The sequence below is a fragment of the Streptomyces sp. NPDC085944 genome (assembly GCF_040686295.1).
Classification (GTDB): domain Bacteria; phylum Actinomycetota; class Actinomycetes; order Streptomycetales; family Streptomycetaceae; genus Streptomyces; species Streptomyces salinarius.
This window is the reverse complement of the sequence record NZ_JBFBJX010000006.1, coordinates 22,705-43,594: the sequence shown is the minus strand read 5'-3', so window position 1 is coordinate 43,594 and position 20,890 is coordinate 22,705. Positions and strand designations below refer to the sequence as shown.

At 72.8% G+C, this 20,890-nt stretch carries 14 protein-coding genes; 9 read left to right on the top strand and 5 right to left on the bottom strand.

The window, feature by feature from the left end; translation table 11 throughout:
- The first annotated feature begins 7 nt into the window (after positions 1 to 7).
- The 3 genes from AB0P07_RS13350 to AB0P07_RS13340 all read left to right on the top strand — a co-directional run bounded on the left by AB0P07_RS13350 (position 8) and on the right by AB0P07_RS13340 (position 5,252).
- Positions 8 to 2,245, top strand: coding sequence for a CDP-glycerol glycerophosphotransferase family protein (locus AB0P07_RS13350; RefSeq protein WP_365549372.1), 2,238 nt, complete (start codon positions 8 to 10; stop codon positions 2,243 to 2,245).
- Positions 2,242 to 3,570 (top strand): hypothetical protein, encoded by a 1,329-nt coding sequence (locus AB0P07_RS13345; RefSeq protein WP_365549370.1) that lies wholly within the window; start codon positions 2,242 to 2,244, stop codon positions 3,568 to 3,570. Before AB0P07_RS13350 ends, AB0P07_RS13345 begins: the two co-directional genes overlap by 4 nt.
- Positions 3,571 to 3,698: 128 nt before the next feature.
- Positions 3,699 to 5,252, top strand: a complete 1,554-nt coding sequence (locus tag AB0P07_RS13340) for a hypothetical protein (protein WP_365549367.1) — start codon at positions 3,699 to 3,701, stop codon at positions 5,250 to 5,252.
- A 21-nt stretch (positions 5,253 to 5,273) separates the two neighbouring features.
- On the opposite strand, the gene AB0P07_RS13335 is transcribed toward AB0P07_RS13340, so the two are convergent.
- A complete protein-coding gene (locus tag AB0P07_RS13335) occupies positions 5,274 to 5,687 on the bottom strand; it encodes an organic hydroperoxide resistance protein (RefSeq protein WP_125631158.1) in 414 nt (137 codons plus the stop codon).
- Positions 5,688 to 5,804: 117 nt separating this feature from the next.
- Here AB0P07_RS13335 and AB0P07_RS13330 point away from each other — a divergent pair, with 117 nt between their 5' ends.
- Entirely contained in the window at positions 5,805 to 6,287 is a 483-nt protein-coding gene (locus AB0P07_RS13330) for a MarR family transcriptional regulator (protein WP_365549364.1), read from the top strand.
- A gap of 77 nt (positions 6,288 to 6,364) precedes the next feature.
- The gene (gene galE, locus AB0P07_RS13325) at positions 6,365 to 7,345 is read left to right on the top strand and encodes a UDP-glucose 4-epimerase GalE (protein ID WP_365549361.1); all 981 of its coding nucleotides are present in this window, start codon (positions 6,365 to 6,367) and stop codon (positions 7,343 to 7,345) included.
- Positions 7,346 to 7,432: 87 nt separating this feature from the next.
- On the opposite strand, the gene AB0P07_RS13320 is transcribed toward galE, so the two are convergent.
- From AB0P07_RS13320 to AB0P07_RS13310, 3 genes are read right to left on the bottom strand one after another with little or no spacing between them, the layout of a single operon-like run.
- On the bottom strand, positions 7,433 to 7,870 hold the full coding sequence (locus tag AB0P07_RS13320; RefSeq protein WP_365549359.1) for a glutaredoxin domain-containing protein: 438 nt from the start codon (positions 7,868 to 7,870) through the stop codon (positions 7,433 to 7,435).
- A 49-nt stretch (positions 7,871 to 7,919) separates the two neighbouring features.
- Positions 7,920 to 8,342 carry a nuclear transport factor 2 family protein gene (locus AB0P07_RS13315; protein WP_365549356.1) on the bottom strand — a complete coding sequence of 141 codons (423 nt, stop codon included), beginning with the start codon at positions 8,340 to 8,342 and terminating at the stop codon, positions 7,920 to 7,922.
- Positions 8,343 to 8,383: 41 nt separating this feature from the next.
- Positions 8,384 to 9,016: a TetR/AcrR family transcriptional regulator gene (locus AB0P07_RS13310; RefSeq protein ID WP_365549353.1), complete on the bottom strand. Its 633-nt coding sequence runs from the start codon at positions 9,014 to 9,016 to the stop codon at positions 8,384 to 8,386.
- A gap of 172 nt (positions 9,017 to 9,188) precedes the next feature.
- On the opposite strand from AB0P07_RS13310, the gene AB0P07_RS13305 reads away from it, so the two are divergent.
- From AB0P07_RS13305 to AB0P07_RS13290, 4 genes are all read left to right on the top strand, one after another.
- Positions 9,189 to 10,133, top strand: a complete 945-nt coding sequence (locus AB0P07_RS13305) for an ABC transporter permease (protein WP_365549351.1) — start codon at positions 9,189 to 9,191, stop codon at positions 10,131 to 10,133.
- Entirely contained in the window at positions 10,126 to 11,007 is an 882-nt protein-coding gene (locus AB0P07_RS13300; protein ID WP_365549348.1) for an ABC transporter ATP-binding protein, read from the top strand. Before AB0P07_RS13305 ends, AB0P07_RS13300 begins: the two co-directional genes overlap by 8 nt.
- Before the next feature lie 163 nt (positions 11,008 to 11,170).
- On the top strand, positions 11,171 to 13,411 hold the full coding sequence (locus AB0P07_RS13295; RefSeq protein WP_365549345.1) for a CDP-glycerol glycerophosphotransferase family protein: 2,241 nt from the start codon (positions 11,171 to 11,173) through the stop codon (positions 13,409 to 13,411).
- Positions 13,408 to 15,123 carry a glycosyltransferase family 2 protein gene (locus tag AB0P07_RS13290; RefSeq protein ID WP_365549342.1) on the top strand — a complete coding sequence of 572 codons (1,716 nt, stop codon included), beginning with the start codon at positions 13,408 to 13,410 and terminating at the stop codon, positions 15,121 to 15,123. The genes AB0P07_RS13295 and AB0P07_RS13290 overlap by 4 nt, the downstream gene beginning before the upstream one ends.
- A 337-nt stretch (positions 15,124 to 15,460) precedes the next feature.
- Here AB0P07_RS13290 and AB0P07_RS13285 read toward each other — a convergent pair whose 3' ends face one another.
- Complete coding sequence (locus AB0P07_RS13285) at positions 15,461 to 20,431, bottom strand: NAD-glutamate dehydrogenase (protein ID WP_365549339.1); 4,971 nt, start codon at positions 20,429 to 20,431, stop codon at positions 15,461 to 15,463.
- Positions 20,432 to 20,890 lie beyond the last annotated feature (459 nt).

Sequence of the window (20,890 nt, the reverse complement as noted above, 5' to 3'; positions counted from 1 at the left end):
CCCAGCCGTGCCCCGCTTCAGCGTCATCGTCCCGTGCTTCAAGGTGCAGGGTTTCCTGCGCGAGTGCCTCGACTCGGTCCTGGACCAGTCCTTCCGGGACATCGAGGTGATCGCCGTCGACGACTGCTCCCCGGACGGTTCGGGAGCGATCCTGGACGAGTACGCGGCCCGCGACGAGCGGGTGCGCGTGCTGCACCTGGAGGAGAACGTCGGCCTCGGCCGGGCCCGCAACGCCGGGATGCCGCACGCCACCGGCGACTACCTCTTCTTCCTCGACAGCGACGACTCCCTCACCCCGGGCGCCCTGCGCGCGATGGCCGACCAGCTCGCGGAGACGGACGACCCGGACGTGCTGGTCTTCGACTACGCGCGCACCTACTGGTGGGGCGGCACCCGGCGCAACGTCCTGGCCCGGGTGCTCGCGGAGGCCGGCGGCGGCACGTTCACGGCGGCCGGGCACCCGGAGATCCTCGACCTGCTGATGGTGGTGTGGAACAAGCTCTACCGCCGCGACTTCGTGGACCGCGAGGGCTTCACCTTCCCGCCGGGCTACTACGAGGACACGCCCTGGACCTTCCCGGTCATGTTCAGCGCGGAGCGGATCGCCGCGCTGGACCGGATCTGCCTGAACTACCGCCAGCGCCGCCAGGGCAACATCCTGTCCACCACCAGCCGCAAGCACTTCGACGTCCACGCGCAGTACGAGCGGGTCTTCGCCTTCCTCGACGCCCGCCCGGAGCTGGCGGACCGGTGGCGGGCGTTCCTGCACGCCAAGATGGGCGAGCACTGCCTGGACATCCTGTCCAAGCCGGACCGCCTGCCGCCGTCCGACCGGGCCGAGTTCTTCCACCGCACGGCGGAGATGTTCCGCGCGTACCGGCCGAGGGACGCGGCGGTCCCGGCCGAACTCCGGGTGCTGGAGGGTCCGTACGCCGCCTACCGGCTGCGTCGGCAGTCCGGGCGGGCGGTCCGGGAGCTGGAACGCCGGACGCGGCAGGCACGCGGCACGGCCGCCCATCGGGCCCGCCGGGCCGCGGCCGCCGTGCTCCCCCGCCGGGCGCTGGACCCGGACCTCGTCGTGTACTCGGCCTTCTCCCACCGGGGCGTGCTCGGCGACCCCGCGGCGATCCACCGCGCGGCCCGGGAGCACGCCCCGCACCTGCGCGGGGTGTGGGTGCTGCGCGACGAGGGGTGCGCGGCGGACCCCGCCCTGCTGCCGCCGGGCATCGAGCACGTGATGCTGGGCAGCGCCGCCTACCGGCGGGTGACCGAGCGGGCGGCGTTCCTCGTCAACAACGTCAACTGGCCGGGCACGGTGGCGAAGCGGGAGGGCAGCGTCCACCTCCACACCCACCAGGGCACGCCGCTCAAGTACATGGGCGTCGACCTGCTGGGCAGGCCGGGTGCCCGGCTCGGAGTGGACGTGCCGCAGATGCTGCGCCGGGCCGACCGCTGGGACCACAGCCTGGTCGCGGGCCGGTACGCGGAACGGATCTGGGAGCGGGCCTACCCCTGCCACTTCACGTCCGCGCGCACCGGCAGCCCGCGCAACGACGTCCTGGTCAACGCCGGTCCAAAGGACGGCCGCCGGGTCCGCGAGCGGCTCGGCGTCCCCGACGGCCACACCGTCGTGCTGTACGCGCCGACCCGCCGCGAGTACCGGCGCGGGGGGCTCGTCGAGCGCCTGGACGTGGCCCGGCTCGCCGCCGACCTCGGCGCGGACCACACGCTGCTGGTCCGGCTGCACCCCTCTCTCGCCACCGGCCCGGCGCGGGGCCTCGGCCTGTCCGAGCTGCACCGGCGGGGCGTGGTGGTCGACGTGACGGACGAACCGCACGTCGAGGACCTGATGCTCGCCTCCGACCTGTTGATCACCGACTACTCCGCCCTGATGTTCGACTACGTCCTCCTCGACCGGCCGATCCTGATCCACGCCGACGACTGGGGGCCGTACGCCGCGACGCGCGGCGCGTACTTCGACATCACCGAGGAGGCGCCCGGCCACGTCTCGCGCTCCTACCGAGAGCTGACCTGGCTGCTGGCGTCCGGGGCGTGGCGGGACGAGGAGGCGGCGCGGCTGCGGGCGGCCTTCCGGGCGCGCTACTGCGAGTACGAGGACGGCCGGGCCGCCGAGCGGGTGGTGCGGACGCTGTTCCTGGGCGAGCCGATGCCCGGTCCCGAGCCCTCGGGTGTCCCCGGCGCCCGGGGCGTCCCGTCCGGACGCGACCTGCTGCCCTCCACATGAGATCCGGCAGCCGGCTGGGCGGCCGGTTCCTGGGGGTGCTGGTCCTGGCCGCCGTGTTCGCCGCGCTCCAGCTCGCGAACGTCACCGGCCGGGACACCCCCGACACCAAGAACTACCTGTCGTACGCGCTGAGCCTGACCGGCCTGGACAAGCACGCGGCGGCGACGGCCACCATCGACTACGTGTGCGCGAGCCGGGCGGAGCGGGCCCGCCGGGACCAGAGCGTGCACGTGGTCCGCTTCCACCGCGCCGACCCCACCGACGAGGTGCTGGCCGAGTGCCGCGAGCAGGAGTGGGCGGTGGTCCGGCCGAGGCTGGCGGCAGGGCAGACCGGCGGGCACACCGTGCCGTACATGCCGGAGCGCTTCACGGCGATCTTCGAGGCGCGGCCCGGCTACCCGGCGTTCCTGGTGCCGTTCGTCCTGGCCTTCGGAGTGACGTGGGGCCTGTGGGCGGCGGGAGTCGTGATCGCGTGCGTGGGCGGGGTCCTGGTCTTCCTGGTCCTGCGCACCCTGGCGGTGCCGGTACCGCTCGCCCTGACGGGCCAGGCGCTGTACTACGTGCTGCCGTGCGGGACGACGGCGATGCGCCCGATGACCGAGGGCCTGCTGATGGCGCTGACCCTGGCGGCGGTGTGGGGCTGCGCGCTGGTGCTGCGGGCCGGGCGGCCGAGGGCAGGGCTGGCGCTGGCCGCCGGTTCGCTGCTCGCCCTGTTCACGGTGAAGCACTCTCAGGCGCTGTTCCTGGGCGTGTGCTTCGCGGCGGCGGGCGCGGCGATCGCCCTGCGGCGACACCGGCGACGGGCACGGGGGCGGGGCGGCGCGGCGCCCCGGGAGGTGCTCGCGCTCGCGGCCGTGGGCCTGGCGGGCGTGGCCGTCACCCTGCTGCTGGCGCGGCTGCTGCACTACCCCTCCGAGTCGGACAGCCTCCAGGACCTGCTCACCGACCACTTCGCCCGCCCCGACCGGAAGCACCCGTGGCCGGAGTTCTGGCAGTTGCAGGGCAACTTCTGGGTGGAGTGGCTGCGCCGGCAGGCCTGGCAGCCGCTGTTCGTGGCGGCGCTGGGTGCCGGGTTGTGGGGCGCGTTGCGGCGCGGGGGCGCGGCCGGCGGCTTCCTGGTCGCGGCGGCGTGCACCGGGATCCTCACGCAGGCCGGGCATCCGGACATCAACATCTGGGGCGAGCGACTGATCGTACTGGCGTGGCTGCTGCCGGTGGTGGGGGTGCCGCTGCTGCTGGAGCCGGTGGTGCGGGGCGGCGGCCGGGTGCCGCTGCCGGCGCGGGGGGAGCGGGAGGAGCGGGACCGGGCGGAGGCGGTGGGCTGACCGGACGGATCGGACGGACCGGGCCGAGCGTCACCCGTTGAGGTGACTTGGGTTCATGGGGCCGATCCCCTCGGGGACATCGGGAACATACGGCAAATGTCCCGAATGCACTTCTCCCTGTCCGTCCTGTGAGCGCCGGCGTCCTCGTCCGGCGGCCGGGGCGTGGCGCGACGGCGCTGCGCGGCGGCCGCATCTGGCGCCCCACCCCGTACCAGGTCGCCGGTTTCTGCTTCTTCCTTGTGATGACGCTGGCGTACTGGGCGGTACCGCTGTGCTGCGACGCCGGCCAGCACGCGGCCGTGGTCGAGCGCCTGAAGGCCGACCTCCTCCACCCCCGCCACCCGATGGCCGACCTGCCGGGCGAGGGCAGCGCGTACTACTCGCCGTACGCGGTGGCCGAGGGCGTGCTCGCCCGGCTGACGGGGCTGGGCGGCTGGGAGGTGGTACGACTCGCCGGGCCGCTGAACCTGCTGGCGCTGCTGACCGGCCTGAACCGCTTCGTGCGGGTGCTGACCCCGAGGCCGTGGGCACCGGTCCTCGCGCTGGGTGCGATGACGCTGCTGTGGGGCACGGAGCGGGCCTGGTGGAGCGGCTATCTCGGGCTGATGTCGATGACGGGCAACCTCGGATACCCGTCGACGTTCGCGATCGGGCTCACCTTCTGGGCCTGGGCGCTGACGGGCGCGCGGGCGAGGGACACGCGCCGGGTGCGCTACGTGGGCCCGAGCGGGCTGCGGGGCATGCCGGGATACGCGGCGCTGGGCGGCCTCTACGCGCTGATCCTCCTCGTCCACCCGATCACCTCGGTGGCGGCGGTGCTCGGCGCGGTGGCACTGGTGACCGGATGGCAGCGCGGGTGGCGCGGGCCGGTCGCGGGGCGGTGGGCGCTGACCGGCGCCGTGGCGGTGGGGGCCGCGGCGGCCTGGCCGTACTTCGACGTGTTCGCGCTGGCCGGCGACGACAGCGTGGACGCCATGCACCGGGTCCTGTACCTCGACCTGCCCGGGGAGTTCTGGCTGGCGCTGCTCGGCCTGCCGGCCCTGTGGGCGCGCGGACGCCGCTCGCGCCGGGACCCGCTGGTGCTGATGTTCGCGCTGGACTGCGCGGTGGTGGCGTACGGCTGGTTCAGCGGCCACTACACCTACGGGCGAATCCTCGGGCTCACCCTGGTGCCGCTGCAGTTCGCGCCGGCGGTGGAGCTGGCGGCGCCCCGGCCGTGGGGGCGGTGGCGGGCGGTGCTGGGCCGGACGGCGACGGCCGGTGCGCTGCTCGGGTTCCTCACGGTCCACGCGGGGGCGGTGGTGCCGCGCGCGCTGGACCCGGTCGGCTTCGAGCAGCCGCCGCGGTGGCCGACGTACGCGTGGGCGGCCCGGCACATCGCCCCCGGCGAGGTCGTGATCACCGACGGCTACTACGCCGGGCACGCCGTCGCCGGGTACGGCCCGAACCTCGCGGCGCCCGCCTGGCCGGACCGGTCGCTGGACGAGCGGGAGCGCGGGCGGCGGGTGGCCGACGTCCAGGCGTACCTCGCGCCGGACTCGACCCGCGCCGAGCGCGCCGCCGTCGTCCGCCGCTACCACGTCCGCTGGCTGCTGCTGACCCGCTGGCACCCCGTGCCCGAGGAGGCGGTGGTGGTGGCGTGGAGCGAACGGACGGGGGAAGTACTGGCCCGGGTCGGCTGAGCACCGCTCCCCGGCGGGGGACTACTCGATGACGAGGTCGACCGGGATGTTGCCGCGGGTCGCGTTGGAGTAGGGACAGACCTGGTGGGCCTGCTCGACCAGCTTGCGGCCGGTCTCCTCGTCGAGGCCGTCGGGCAGCTCGACCCGGAGGGTGACGGCGAGCGCGAAGCCCTCGCCCTGCTTGCCGATGCCGACCTCGGCGGTCACCGCGGCGTCGCTGACGTCGACCTTCGCCGCGCGGCCGACCACACCGAGGGCGCTGCCGAAGCAGGCGGCGTAACCGGCGGCGAACAACTGCTCGGGGTTGGTGCCCTGCCCGTTGCCGCCCATCTCGACGGGGATGCCGAGCGCGAGGTCGAGCGTGCCGTCGGAGCTGACGGCGCGGCCGTCACGGCCGTGGGTGGCGGTGGCGGCGGCGGTGTAGATCGCGTCCATGGGAGAGACCGTCCCTTTCGGAAGGAGACTGCGTGGCTTGACGCCCACAAGTAGAGCACGCAATTTAATTGCGCACAACTAAATGGTGCACAAATCCCGTCCGCTACCCTGGGAGGCATGACCACGCCGCCCGCAACCGACTGGCTCCGCCTGGACCAGCAGATCTGCTTCTCCCTGAACGCCGCGTCGCGCGCCTTCGGCGGCGTCTACCGCGTGGTCCTCAAGGAGCTGGGGCTCACGTACCCGCAGTACCTGGTGATGCTGGTGCTGTGGGAGCACGGTGAGCTGCCCGTGAAGAAGCTCGGCGAGCACCTCCGCCTGGACTCCGGCACCCTGTCGCCCCTGCTCAAGCGGCTGGAGGCGGCCGGTCTGGTCCGGCGTGAGCGCAGCGCGCGCGACGAGCGCTCGGTGGAGGTGCGGCTGACCGGGGAGGGCGCCGCGCTGCGCGAGCGGGCCGTCGAGGTGCCGCGCCGGATCGCCGTGGCGACCGGCCTGGACCTCACCGAGGTCCGCGACCTGCGCGCCCGCCTCGACCGGCTCACGGCGGCCCTGGACGCGTACGGTACCGATCCGGCACCCGCACGGTCCGTACCGTCCTGACGGGTGCGGACGCCCGGCGGCTGCCGGGATGACGGATCATGGGACCAAGAACCACCGAACGTAAGGGGACGGCCGCAATGACCTGGCTGATCACCGGCGGCGCCGGATACATCGGGGCGCACGTCGTAAGGGCGATGACCGAGGCGGGCGAGAAGGCCGTCGTCTACGACGACCTGTCCACCGGCATCGCCGAGCGCGTGCCCGACGGCGTCCCCCTGGTGGTGGGCTCGGTCCTCGACGGCGAGCGGGTCGCGCGCGCCCTGGCCGACCACTCGGTCACCGGCGTCGTGCACCTGGCCGCCAAGAAGCAGGTCGGCGAGTCGGTGGACCTGCCGCTGCACTACTACCGGCAGAACGTCGAGGGCCTGCGCGTCCTGCTGGACGCGGTCACGGAGGCGGAGGTCCCGTCCTTCGTCTTCTCCTCCTCGGCCGCCGTGTACGGCATGCCCGACGTCGACCTGGTGACCGAGGAGACGCCGTGCGTGCCGATGTCGCCGTACGGCGAGACCAAGCTGGCCGGCGAGTGGCTGGTCCGGGCCACCGGCAAGGCCTCGGGTCTGGCCACGGCGTCCCTGCGCTACTTCAACGTCGCGGGTGCGGCGAGCCCCGAGCTGGCCGACACCGGCGTCTACAACCTCGTCCCGATGGTCTTCGAGAAGCTGACGGAGTCGGCGGCTCCGCGCATCTTCGGCGACGACTACGCGACCCCGGACGGCACCTGCGTGCGCGACTACATCCACGTCGTCGACCTGGCCGAGGCCCACGTGGCGGCGGCCCGCGCCCTGCAGTCCTCCCCCGGCCGCACCCTCACCGTCAACATCGGCCGGGGCGAGGGCGTCTCCGTCCGGGAGATGATCGACCGCATCAACGCCCTCACCGGCTACGACCAGCCCCCGACGGTCACCCCGCGCCGCCCCGGCGACCCGGCCCGCGTCGTCGCCTCGGCCGACCGCGCCGCCGTCGAACTGGGCTGGAAGGCCAAGTACGACGTCGAGGACATGATCACGTCGGCCTGGGCGGGCTGGGTACGCCTCCACCCGGAGGCGGCCCGGGACTGACCCGGGGGGGCACGGGGCACGGGGCGTCCACGCCCGGGACACCCGGCGCCCCGGTGACGGGTCATCACCCGTCACCGGGGCGCCGGGTCACCGCGCCGAGGAGACCTGCTCACGCACCCACGCGGGGTCGGGATTGGTGTACGCCCGGCCCGCCACGAGCAGCGTGGGCACGGTCTCGTTGCCGTCGTTGGCCTCCCGCACCAGCTCCGCCCCGGCCTCGTCCCGCCAGATGTCGACCCAGTGCAACCGCCGCGCCCTCCGGCCCAGCCGGACGCGCAGCCGCATGCAGTAGGCACACCCGGGCCGCCAGAACACGACCGGCCGCCCGTCCACGGCACTGCGCCGCCGCGCCTCCACCGCACCGACCGACCGGGGGAACACCAGCGGCGAGACCACCAACGCCAGCAACACGAACACCACCAGCAGCACGACACCCGTCCCGGTGCGCCCCCGCACGAACGGCCCGGTCACGGCACCCGCCCCGGCGATCAGCAACAGCACCGGCGCCGTCCACGCCCGTCTCATGTCCACCCTCCCGTCGTACCCCGTCCCGTCGTACCCCCGTCGGTCCCGCCTACAGCGGTCGTACGAACTGCGCCCGCCACTCGGGCGACGGGTCCGAGCCCAGGGCCGTCCAGTACTCCCGGCCGCCGGTTATCCGCCCCTCCCGGACCGTCCACAGGGACACGGCCCGGTGGACGCCCATCGTCTCGTGCGGGACCTGGACCTCGGAGACCACGGTCTCGCCGTCGGCCACGACGCGCAGCACCTCGATCGACCAGCCCTCCGGGTACTGTGCGTTGACGCTCACGAAGTCGGCGCGGCCCTCGATCCGCTCGGCGCTGGCCGGCCACTCCACCACCAGGTCGTCGGCGAGCAGCGCGCCGAGGCCCGCCCAGTCGCGGGCCTGCATGCGGGTCCAGAACTCCCGCACGGTCGCCGCGGGGTCCGGCACGTCCCCCGGGGTCGTCGGGTCTTTCGGTTCCGTCGGCTTCATGGAGGCATCGTGACAGGCACCACTGACAGTCCGCCCCGGACTCAGATCGCCTTGAGGCCCTGCGCCGTCGCCCGGGCCAGCGAGCCCAGGTAGCCCTTCGGCAGCTTCGGGCTGCGGACGACCACCGCACGCCAGTACAGCGGGCCCGAGATCAGGTCGAGGGCCAGGTCGGTGTCGAGGGCGGAATGCAGCTCGCCGCGCTCGGTCGCCGCCGCGAGGATCCGGCTGGCGACGCCGTCCTGGCCCTCGCGCAGGGTCTTCTGCAGCGCCTCGGCGATGTCGGGATTGCGGGCCGCCTCCGCCTGGAGGTCGGGGATGATCTGCGAGGCCACCGGGTGGCGCAGGGCACGGGAGGTCACCTCGTACAGCAGCCGCAGGTCGCCCTCCAGGGAGCCGGTGTCCGGCGCGGGCAGGCCCTGGACGGCGAGGGCGGAGACGATGTCGAGCACCAGGTGCAGCTTGGAGCGCCAGCGCCGGTAGACGGCCGTCTTGCCGACGCCCGCGCGGCGCGCGATGCCCTCGATGGACATCCGGGCGTAGCCGACCGCCGCCAGTTCCTCGAAGACCGCCGCCCGGATGGCCTCCGTCACGTCCTCGCGCAGCACCGCCGCCCCGGCGGGGGCCCGGCGGCGCGGGCGCGGCGTCGGCTCGTCGGCGGCGGCGTTGGTCGTCATGCGCGTCAAGCATAGGGCGTCACGACGAAACGGTTGCGTTCCGGCGTCGCCACGCCCTACGCTCACGTCACGACGATACGGTGCCGTCCCGACGTAAGTGAACACACACGGTCACCCGGGTGAACGACGGGCGGCGCCCTCTCGCCCCCTCCCCCGAGTGAAAGCACCGGATGTGAGCCAGGTCCTCGACCCCCCGCCCCCGACCCAGGCGTCGGCCCAGGCCGCCCCCGCACCCGCCCCCGACCCGGACGACCTCGCGGCACTCGCCGCCCGGCACGGGCTGTCGGTCAGCGGCGCCCGCCCCTCCCTGCCCGAGTACGTCCGCCAGCTGTGGGCACGCCGGCACTTCATCGGCGCCTTCTCCACCGCCAAGCTCACCGCCCAGTACAGCCAGGCCAAGCTGGGCCAGGTCTGGCAGGTGATGACGCCCCTGCTCAACGCGGCGGTGTACTACTTCATCTTCGGCATGCTGATGAACACCAGCCGCGGCGTGGAGGACTTCGTCCCGTTCCTGGTGACCGGCGTGTTCGTGTGGACGTTCACGCAGAGCTCGATCATGGCGGGCACCCGGGCCATCTCCGGCAACCTCGGCCTGGTCCGCGCCCTGCACTTCCCGCGGGCGGCGCTGCCGGTGTCCTTCTGCCTCCAGCAGCTCCAGCAGCTGCTGTTCTCGATGGGCGCCCTCGTCGTGATCCTGCTGGCGTTCGGCGTGCCGCCCGGCCCCTCCTGGCTGCTCGCCGTCCCGGCGCTGGCGCTGCAGTTCGTGTTCAACACGGGCCTGGCGATGGTCATGGCCCGGGTGGGCTCGAAGATCCCCGACATGGCCCAGCTGATGCCGTTCCTGCTGCGCACCTGGATGTACGCCTCGGGCGTCATGTTCAGCATCCACCACATGACCGGCCCGGACAGCGGCCTGCCGTCCTGGGTCGGCCCGCTGCTCCAGGTCAACCCCGCCGTCGTCTACATCGACCTGATGCGGTTCGCGCTGATCGACAGCTTCGGCGGCGGCATGCTGCCCGACCACGTCTGGGCGCTGGCCCTGGGCTGGGCCCTGGTCGCCGGGATCGGCGGCTTCATCTACTTCTGGAAGGCCGAGGAGACGTACGGTCGTGGCTGACACCCCCGCTGACAACACCCCCGCCGAGCGCGTGCCCACCGTCGTCGCCGACGGTGTCGACATCGTCTACCGGGTCAACGGCACCGGCGCCGGCCGCGGCTCCGCGACCGCCGCCCTCAACCGCATCCTGCGCCGCAGGAAGACCGAGAAGGCGGCCGGTGTACGCCGGGTGCATGCCGTGAAGAACGTGTCCTTCGTGGCGTACCGCGGCGAGGCCATCGGCCTGATAGGCACCAACGGTTCGGGCAAGTCGACGCTGCTCAAGGCGGTCGCCGGCCTGCTCCCGGTCGAGAACGGCCGGATCTACACCGACGGGCAGCCCTCCCTGCTCGGCGTCAACGCCGCCCTGATGAACGACCTCACCGGCGAGCGCAACGTGTACCTCGGCGGTCTGGCGATGGGCATGTCCCGGGCGCAGGTCAAGGAGCGGTACCAGGAGATCGTCGACTTCTCCGGGATCAACGACAAGGGCGACTTCATCACCCTGCCGATGCGCACGTACTCCTCCGGCATGGCGGCCCGGCTGCGGTTCTCCATCGCCGCCGCCAAGGACCACGACGTGCTCCTCGTCGACGAGGCCCTGGCCACCGGCGACCGCTCCTTCCAGAAGCGCTCCGAGGAACGCATCCGGGAGCTGCGCGAGCACGCCGGCACGGTCTTCCTGGTCAGCCACAGCAACAAGTCCATCCGCGACACCTGCGACCGGGTGCTGTGGCTGGAGCGCGGCGAGCTGCGGATGGACGGGCCGACGGACGAGGTCCTGAAGGAGTACGAGAAGTTCACCGGCGGCCCGGCCAAGGCGGCTCCCAAGGCGGCTCCCAAACCGCAGGCCCAGCCCGCCGCGCCGGCGCCGAAGGCACCGGCGGCCGTGTGAGCCCGCGCCCCCCCCGCACGGGGGCGGCTCCCTCGGAAGGCGTACTCACCGCCCTCCCGATTAATCCTTTTGCTCGATTAATGCCACTATGACCGAATAGAAACCGACCCACAGGAGTGCTCCGGAAGCGACGCAGCGAAGGCCGAGGCGAAGGAGTCCCGCGATGCCCGAGACGGTCCCCGATCCGTTCCCCGAAACGGCCCCCGACCTCAGCGTCGTGGTCCACGGCCGCAACGTCCAGGACCACCTGCCCGCCCTCCTCGACTCCCTGGACGCCCACCCCCTCACCGGCATCGAGGTGATCGTCGCCGCCGTCGGGGACTGGGCGCGGGAGACGGCCGAGCGGCACGCCCCCGCCTTCACCGTGCTGCCGCTCCCGGACGGTGCGGGGGACGCGGCGGCCCGCTCCGCCGGGGCGGCCCGGGCGCGGGGCCGGTGGCTGCACTTCGTGCACGCCAAGGACGGGCTGCCGGCCGGCGCCCCGTCCGCCGTCGCCCGGCACACCGCGGGTCTGCCCGACCCGGTGGACGTCCTGCTGTTCGACCACGTCCGCAGCTCCTGGCAGGCCTCCGGCCTGCCCTCCCCCGACGGGCCCCGCCTCGCCCGCGCGGGCCGCGCCGAGGAGGGCCTCGCCCTCGACGACCGCGCGGGGCTGCTCCGGCTCGCCCCGCTGCTCGGCAACCGGGCCGTGCGCGCCGGGTTCTGGCGGGCCCACGAACGCCTCCTGACCACCGAGGACGAGCCGTTCGCCGCCTACGCCGCCCTGCTGCTCGCCGACCGCGTCGCCTGCCTGCCGCACCCGGCGTACGAGGACCGCAGGCTGCGCCCGGAGAGCCTCCCGCCGCCCACGCCGGCGCAGCGGTACGCCCTGGTCGACCGCTACGAGGCGCTGCTCGGTCTCACCGCCGGCCGGCCCGCCGTCCACCGCGCCCTGTACGACCTGATGGTCCGCGACTGCCTGCGCACCTTCGCCCGCGCCGGGATGCCCGACGACGTGGCCCGGGAGTTCTTCCACCGGGCGTCCGAGACCGCCCGGCGCCACCGCCCCGACGGCCACCGGCAGCCCGCCGGTCTGGAAGGGACGCGCCGGTCGCTCCTCGAGGAGGGCGCCTACGGCAAGTACCGCGCCCTGCAGACCGCCAACCACGCCCGCCGCGGGCTGCGCTCCGCCGTACGCACCGGCAGGCGGCGGGCCGGCACGCGGCTGCGCTCTCTCCAGTACCGCGGCGCCCTGGCCCGCCCGGTCGATCCACATCTCGCGGTCTTCTCGGCGTACTGGAACCGCGGGATGGCCTGCAACCCGGCCGCCGTCGCCGCCGAGCTCGCGGAACTCGCCCCGAGCATCCACCCCGTGTGGGTGGTCACGGCGCAGGGCGCGGCCCTGCTGCCGCCCGGCACCGACCACGTCGTGCCCGGCACCCGCCGCTACTGGGAGGTGCTGGCCCGCGCGAAGTACCTCGTCAACAACGTCAACTTCCCCGACGCGGTGGTCAAGCGCCCCGGCACCGTCCACCTCCAGACCCATCACGGCACCCCGCTCAAACGCATGGGCGTGGACCAGCTGCCCTACCCCGCCGCCGCCCACGGCCTGGACTTCCAGGCCCTGCTCGAGCGGGTCGACAAGTGGGACTACAGCGTCTCCGCCAACAGCCACTCCACCCGCATGTGGCAGCGGGCCTACCCCTCCCATCACGTCTCCCTGGACCACGGCTATCCGCGCAACGACGTCTACTACACCGCCGGCGCCGCCGAGGTCCGAGCGGCCCGCGCGCGCCTCGGCATCGCGCCCGGCCGCCGCGCGATCCTCTATGCGCCCACCCACCGCGACTACGAGGCCGGCTGGACCCCGCGCCTCGACCTCGCCGCCCTCGCCGACCGGCTCGGCGAGGAAACGGTCCTGCTGGTGCGAGCGCACTACTTCTACGACGGCACCGCCTCCCCCCTGGGGAGTTTGCGCCGCACCGGCCGCCTCGTCGACGTCTCCTCCTACGAACCCGTCGAGGAGCTGTGCCTGGCCGCCGACGCACTGGTCACCGACTACTCGTCGATCATGTTCGACTACGCCAACCTCGACCGCCCGATCGTCGTCCACGCCGACGACTGGGAGACGTACCGCACCACGCGCGGCGTCTACTTCGACCTGATGGCCGAGGCTCCGGGACCGGTCGCCCGCACCCAGGCGGAGCTGACGGAGATCCTCACCACCGACGCCTGGGACGACGCACGCGCGACCAAGGCACGGGCCGCCTTCCGGCGCCGCTTTTGCGAGTACGACGACGGCCACGCCGCCGAACGCGTCGTGCGCCGGGTCTTCCTCGGCGAGGACGAGCGGACGCTGCCCCCGGTCGTGCCGGTCGACGACCGCATCCCGGCCCCGAGCCCCGAGGAGGCCACCGCGTCATGAGGACAGCCACCACGAGCCCGGCCGCGGGCACCGCCCCCCTCCCCCTGCGGGTCCCGGACGTCACCGTCACGGTCATCGTCTACAACGACGCCGAACGCCTCCCCCGCGCCGTCGCGTCCGTTCTCCGCCAGACCCACACCAACATCGAGGTCGTGATCAGCGACGACCACTCGACCGACGCGACCGAGGAGGTGGCCCGCGAACTGGCCGCCCACGACCCGCGGATCGTGTACCTCCGGCTGCCGGAGAACAGCGGCGGGTGCAGTGCCCCGCGCAACCGCGCCCTGGAGATCGCCCGGGCGCCGTACCTGATGTTCCTGGACAGTGACGACGAACTCCCCGAACGCGCCGTCGAGGTCCTGCTCGCCGCCCACCGCGAACGCGACCTCGACTTCGCCATGGGCGCCGTGCACCGCATCCGCGTGGACGGCGGACGCCGTACGACCTGGATGCCGCACCTGGTCGCCGAGCGCCGCACCCTGGACGGCATCGAGGCCGACCCGCGGCTGTTCTTCGAGCACCTCTCCACCAGCAAGATGTACGCCCGCGCCTTCCTCGACCGGCACGGCCTGCGCTTCCCCGAGGGCATCCACTACGAGGACCAGCTCTTCTCGGCCCAGGCGTACTGCCTGGCCAAGACGTTCACCGTCGTCCCCGACCCGGTCTACCGCTGGTACATCGCCCCCTACGCCGCCTCCGAGGCCGCCTCCATCTCCAACCAGCGGCACAAGCTCACCAACGTCCGCGACCGCGTCCACGTGCAGCGCCTCATCGACGCGTTCCTGGCCGAGAGCGGGCACGAGGGGCTGCGCGAGGACAAGGACTTCAAGTTCCTCAAGCACGACTTCCGGATGTACGCCGGTGACCTCCCCTACCGGGACGACACCTGGCTGGCCTCCTTCGCGGACCTGATGAACCCCTACCTCGACACGCTCGCCGAGGGCGCCTGCGCCCGGCTGCCCCGTTCCGAACGGGTCGTCCTGCGCCTGCTGCGCGACCGGCGCCTGTCCGACGTCCGGACGGCGGCCCGGGGCCTCGGCCACGACGTGGCACCGCGCTGTGTGACACCGGACGAGGAGAGCGGCCGCGTGTACTGGGGCGAGGTGGTTCCCCAGTCCCCTCAGGCCCGCCGCGAGCTGGACCTGACCGACCTGGAGCTGGACACCCGGCCGTTCTTCACCGCCCTGCTCCGGCACGAGATCACGCGGATCGCGCGCGGCCCGGGTGCGTCGGTCGACCTCACCGTCCGCACCTACGACCCCGCCCTGCGCCTCCCCGTCGGCCCCCAGCGCGCGGTGCTCCACCTCTCCCCCGGCCGCCGGCGCCTCACGGTGCCCTTCCGCCTGTCGCCCGTCCGCCCCGGGGTGTTCGAGGGCCGGGTCCGCCTGGACCTGGCGGCGGCCCGTCTCCCGCTCCACGGCTTCGAGGGCACCCGCCATCCCGTCCTCCGCCTCCGGCACCGCGGCCGCACCCACACGGGCATCCTGCTGGCGCCGCTGACCTTCCCGCCCCTCACGGCCCGCGTCCCCCACCGCGCCGGCCTCACCCCCCACCGCGTCACCCTCCGCCCGGAGGGCCACAACCCGGGCCGCCTCCAGATCACCTGGCAGCCGACGGGACCGACCGCCGCAGTCCTCCGTCCAGCAGCCCGCCGCCTGTCCACCCCCCGAACCCGAAGAGCAGCCCGCTTGGCCGCCAACATCCTCCACTGACCGATGTAGCCGCGGACGGTCGCGGACGCACGTAGCCGCGGCCGGCCGCCAAGCCGCCGCAGCCGCGGACAGTCGCCCAAGCCGCCGCAGCCGCGGCCGGCCGCCAAGCCACCGCAGTTGCGGGCAGTCGTGCCGCTGGGGCGGCACGGGTGGGCGCTGGGGGCACCTCCCAGGCCGTTCAGACACCGTTCAGGCACTGGGGGAGGCACCCCGTCGGCGCCGGGCCGCACACCCACCCCCGCGCCCAGCCCCACCCGCCCGCACACGCCAAGGCGCCCCGGACCGAACCCGGCCCGGGGCGCCTCACACAGCGAGCGGCGCGACACCGCACCGCCTCCTACGCGTGCGTGCGCAGCAACGTCCGCATCGTCCGCATGGCCACCGACAGATTCGACAGGTCGAACTCGTCCGACGACCGGATCTCCTCCAGCGTCGTCCGCGCCCGCCCGAGAATCGCCGCGTTCTTCTCCTCCCACGCCTTGAACCGCTGCTCCGGCGTGGACGTACCGTTCCCCACCGCCAGGACATCCGCGGTCAGCGACGCGTGCGCCGAGTACAGGTCCTCGCGGATCGCCGCGCGGGCCATGGACTGCCACCGGTCGTTCCGCGGCAGATCGCTGATGCGGTCCATCAGCTGGGTGACGCCGAGCCGGTCGGCGAGGTCGTAGTACACCTCGGCGACGTCCAGCGGCTCCTTGCCCATGCGGTCGGCCACCGACACGATGTCCAGCGTCGCGAAGGCCGAGGAGAACCCCGCCACCCGCGTGGCCGGCTCGTCCGGGACGCCGGCGGCGGTCAGCTCGTCGTAGATGTGCTGGTACCACTCCGCGTCCGCACCGCGCAGCAGCTTCGGCAGCTGCGACCACACCTGCTCGACCCGCTCGGCGAAGAAGTCCACCGTCTCGGCCAGCTCCAGCGGCTGCGGCCGGTTGTTGAGCAGCCAGCGCGTGCCGCGCTCGACCAGGCGGCGCGAGTGCAGCCGGATCCGGGTCTGCACGGCGGCGTCGGCCTTGGTGTCCAGCTCCTCCACCGCGTCCCACACCGAGGAGGAGCGGAAGATCGCCCGGGCCACGGTCTGCGCCCGCACGATCTCCTCGAGCGACGCGCCGGTCTCCTCGCGCATCCGGTGCAGATACGTCGTACCGCCCGTGTTGACCGTGTCGTTGACCAGGACGGTCGTCGTGATCTCGCGGCGCAGCGGGTGGCCGTCGACCTGCTCGGCGAACTGCTCGCGCAGCGCCGTCGGGAAGTAGGCGTGCAGCAGGCCCTTGAGGTACGGGTCGTCCGGCAGCGAGGTGTGCAGCAGCTCCTCGGCGACCGTGATCTTCGTGTACGCCAGCAGCACGGCCGTCTCCGGGCCGGTCAGGCCGTGTCCGCCGCTCAGCCGCTCGCGGATCTGGCGGTCCGTGGGCAGGAACTCCAGGGCGCGGTCGAGGTGGCCCTCCCTGACCAGGTGGCGCATGAAGCGCTGCTGGGCGTGGAGCATGTCCTTGGACTGCGCGAGCGCGTTGGCGATCGCCGTGTTCTGCGCGTAGTTGTTGCGCAGGACCAGCGCACCGACCTCGTCGGTCATCTGGGCGAGCAGCTTGTTGCGCTGCTTGACGGTCATGTCGCCGTCCTTGACGAGACCGTTGAGCAGGATCTTGATGTTCACCTCATGGTCGGAGGTGTCCACGCCCGCGCTGTTGTCGATGGCGTCGGTGTTGATCCGGCCGCCCCGCAGCGCGAACTCGATCCGGCCCAGCTGGGTCAGGCCCAGGTTGCCGCCCTCGCCGACGACCTGGACGCGAAGGTCCTTGCCGTCGACGCGGATGGCGTCGTTGCCCTTGTCGCCGACGTCGGCGTTGGACTCGGTGGACGCCTTGACGTACGTGCCGATGCCGCCGTTCCACAGCAGGTCGACCGGGGAGCTGAGGACCGCCTTCATCAGGTCGGCCGGGGTCATCTTGGTAACGCCCGCCTCGATGCCGAGAGCCTCGCGGACGTGCGCGTTGACCGGGATGGACTTGGCCGTGCGCGGGAAGATCCCGCCGCCCGCCGAGAGCAGCTCGGTGTTGTAGTCCTCCCAGGACGAGCGCGGCAGCTCGAACAGCCGGCGGCGCTCGGCGTACGAGGTGGCCGCGTCCGGCGTCGGGTCGATGAAGATGTGCCGGTGGTCGAAGGCGGCGACCAGGCGGATGTGCTCGCTGAGCAGCATGCCGTTGCCGAAGACGTCGCCGGACATGTCGCCGATGCCGACGACGGTGAAGTCCTGGGTCTGGGTGTCCACGCCCAGCTCCCGGAAGTGCCGCTTGACGGACTCCCAGGCGCCGCGGGCGGTGATGCCCATGCCCTTGTGGTCGTAGCCCGCGCTGCCGCCGGAGGCGAAGGCGTCGCCGAGCCAGAAGTTGTAGGACTCGGCGACCTCGTTGGCGATGTCGGAGAACTTCGCGGTGCCCTTGTCGGCGGCGACGACGAGGTAGGTGTCGTCCTCGTCGTGCCGGACGACGTCCGCGGGGTGCACGACCTCGCCGGCCACCATGTTGTCGGTGATGTCGAGCAGCGCCGAGATGAACGTCTTGTAGCTGGCGATGCCCTCCGCCATCCAGGCGTCGCGGTCGACGCTCGGGTCGGGCAGCTGCTTGGCGACGAAGCCGCCCTTGGCGCCCACCGGCACGATGACGGTGTTCTTCACCATCTGCGCCTTGACCAGGCCGAGGATCTCGGTGCGGAAGTCCTCGCGCCGGTCCGACCAGCGCAGACCGCCGCGGGCGACCTTGCCGAAGCGCAGGTGCACACCCTCGACGCGCGGCGAGTACACCCAGATCTCGAACGCCGGGCGCGGCGCCGGGAGGTCGGGGATGGCCTGCGGGTCGAACTTCATGGAGACGTAGTCGTGCGGCTTGCCGCCCGCCGCCTCCTGGAAGAAGTTCGTGCGCAGCGTCGCCTTGATGACGGTGAGGAAGGACCGCAGGATCCGGTCCTCGTCGAGGCTGGCGACCTGGTCGAGGGCCGCGTCGACCTCTTCGAGCAGGGCGTCGACGATCTCCCGCCCGGCGCGCTGCCGCTCCGGCGCCATCCGCGCCTCGAACAGGTTGATCAGCAGGCGCGTGGTGTGGACGTTGTTGCGGAGGGTGTCCTCCATGTAGTCCTGGCTGAAGGTCGAACCGGCCTGGCGCAGGTACTTGGCGTAGGCGCGCAGCACCATCGCCTCGCGCCAGGTCAGGCCGGCGCTGAGGACGAGGGCGTTGAAGCCGTCGTTCTCCGCCTTGCCGGTCCAGGTGGCGGCGAAGGCGTCCTGGACGCGCTCGCGGGCGTCGTCGCCGAGGTAGTCGACGCCGCCGGACGGGGCCTTGGGCATCCGCAGGCCGAAGTCGTAGATCCAGGCCGTGGTGCGGTTCGCGCAGCGCAGCTCGTAGGGCCGCTCGTCGGTGACCTCGACGCCGAGCCGGCTGAGCACCGGCAGGACGGCGGACAGGGAGACCGAGCCGCCCTTCTGGTAGATCTTGAAGCGCCGCTCCTGGGGCGCGGCGCCGACCGGCTCGTACAGGCTCAGCGCGAAGGTCTTCTGCTCGTCGAGCTGCTCCAGGTGGCCGAGGTCGGCGACGGCGGAGCGCGGGCCGTGGTCGGCCTTGTAGCCCTCGGGGAAGGCGGAGCCGTAGTGGCGCAGCAGCTCGGCGGCGCGCTCCTCGCCGAACTCGGCGGTGAGCGCCTCGCCGAATCCGTCGGCCCAGGAGCGGGCGGCCTCGACGAGACGGGCCTCGACGCGCTCCTTGTCCGAGTCGGACAGGTGCGGCAGCTCGGTGCCCTGCGGGACCCGGACCACGAAGTGCAGCCGGGACAGGATCGACTCGGTGTTCCAGGCCGTGAAGTCGACGCTGGTGCCGCCGAGCTCCTCCTTGAGGATGTCGATGATCCGCAGCCGGACACCGGTGGTGTAGCGGTCGCGGGGGAGGTAGACGAGAGCCGAGTAGTAGCGGCCGTACTCGTCCTGGCGCAGGTAGAGACGCAGGCGGCGGCGCTCCTGGAGGTAGAGCACGGAGGTGACGATCGGCTCCAGCTCCTCGACGGAGGTCTGGAACATCTCGTCGCGCGGATACGTCTCCAGGATCTGCAGCAGGTCCCGGCCGTCGTGGCTGTTGGGCGAGAACCCGGCGCGCTCCAGCACCTCCTCCACCTTGCGCCGCACGACCGGCACCCGGCGGACGGACTCGGTGTAGGCGGCGGAGGAGAACAGGCCGAGGAAGCGCCGCTCGCCGACGACGTTGCCGTTCTCGTCGAACTTCTTGACGCCGACGTAGTCGAGGTACGACGGCCGGTGCACGGTGGCACGGCTGTTCGCCTTGGTCAGCACCAGCAGCCGGTGCTCGCGGGCCTTGGCCCGGGCGTCGGCGGGCAGCCGCTCGAAGGAGGGGCTGACGGGGTGGCTCTCGTCGGTCGCGTGGTGCGGGTCGGAGCGCAGGATGCCGAGGCCGGTGCCGGCGACGGCGGCGAGGGAGTCGTCCTCGCGCAGCTGGTACTCGCGGTAGCCGAGGAAGGTGAAGTGGTCGTCGGCCAGCCAGCGCAGCAGCTCGCGGGCCTCCTCCAGCTCCCGCGCGGGGAGGTCCTCGGGGGTGGTCTCGGTCGACAGCTGGTCGGCGACACTGACGGCCGCGTCCCGCATCTTGCCCCAGTCCTCGACGGTCTCGCGGACGTCGTTGAGGACGCGGAGCAGGTCGGCGGTGATCTGCTTGAGGTCGCCGCGGTCGGTCTCGCGGTCGATCTCGACGTGGATCCAGGACTCGGTGTGCGTGTCGTGCGGCAGATCGGCGGTGGGCGGACCGGCCAGCACCTCGACGAGCTTGCCGGCGATGTCGCGCCGCACCACGATCTGCGGGTGGACGACGACGTGGATGCCGCGGCCCTGACGGGTCAGCTCGTTGGTCACGGAGTCGACGAGGAAGGGCATGTCGTCGGTGACCACCTCGACGACGGAGTGGCTGCACGTCCAGCCGTTCTCCTCGACCGTCGGGGTGTGGACCCGGACGTTCGCCGTGCCCTGCGGGCGGTTTTCCGCCAGCCGGTAGTGCGAGACGGCGGCTCCGAAGACGTCGACCGGGTCGCGGTCGGCCAGGTCCTCCGGGGCGGTGTGCCGGTAGTAGCGCTGGAGGAACGCGAACACGGATGCGTAGTCCGGGGCGCCGTCCGGGCCGTCCGGCGTGCCCGGGGTGCCCGGAGTGCCCTCGCCCGTCGTCCCAGTCGGTAGGTGGCCCCCGACCGGGCTGTTCTCAGCTACCCGCGCAGCCCTTTCGAGCAGCTCGGCCTTGGCGTCGTCCAGCTTGGTCTGCATTGTCCTCTGACTCCTGTCGCGCGCCGTTGCGTGACGTAGAAGGAAGTACGGTCTCCTGCCTTCCGGCATGACGTCGGGACACGGGGTGTCCGGTCCACTTCGACGCTATGCCGCAAGACGAGAGGAGCGGGGGCATATCCGCCAATGTCGCCGCTCCCACCGGGTGTGACTTCGCTCTCGCCGTCACCGTCCGGGGAGTGTGCGGCGGCCTGCCGGGGGTCTGTGCCACCCCGTCCCGCCCGCGAGGATCAGCGACCGCCGCCCGGGCACGGATGTCGTCCGTGTGTGCCGGGCGCGGGGCGGGGGCACCAGCGCCCCCGCGAGCTATCGCGCTGATCACGCCACAAGGCTATCGCTCCCCGTGGGCTTCCCGTCATGAGCCGCATGTGTACAAAACCGGGCCCTCGACTTGGACGTTCCGCACAGCTACCTACCGGTAACGGCGCGGCTGCGGCACCG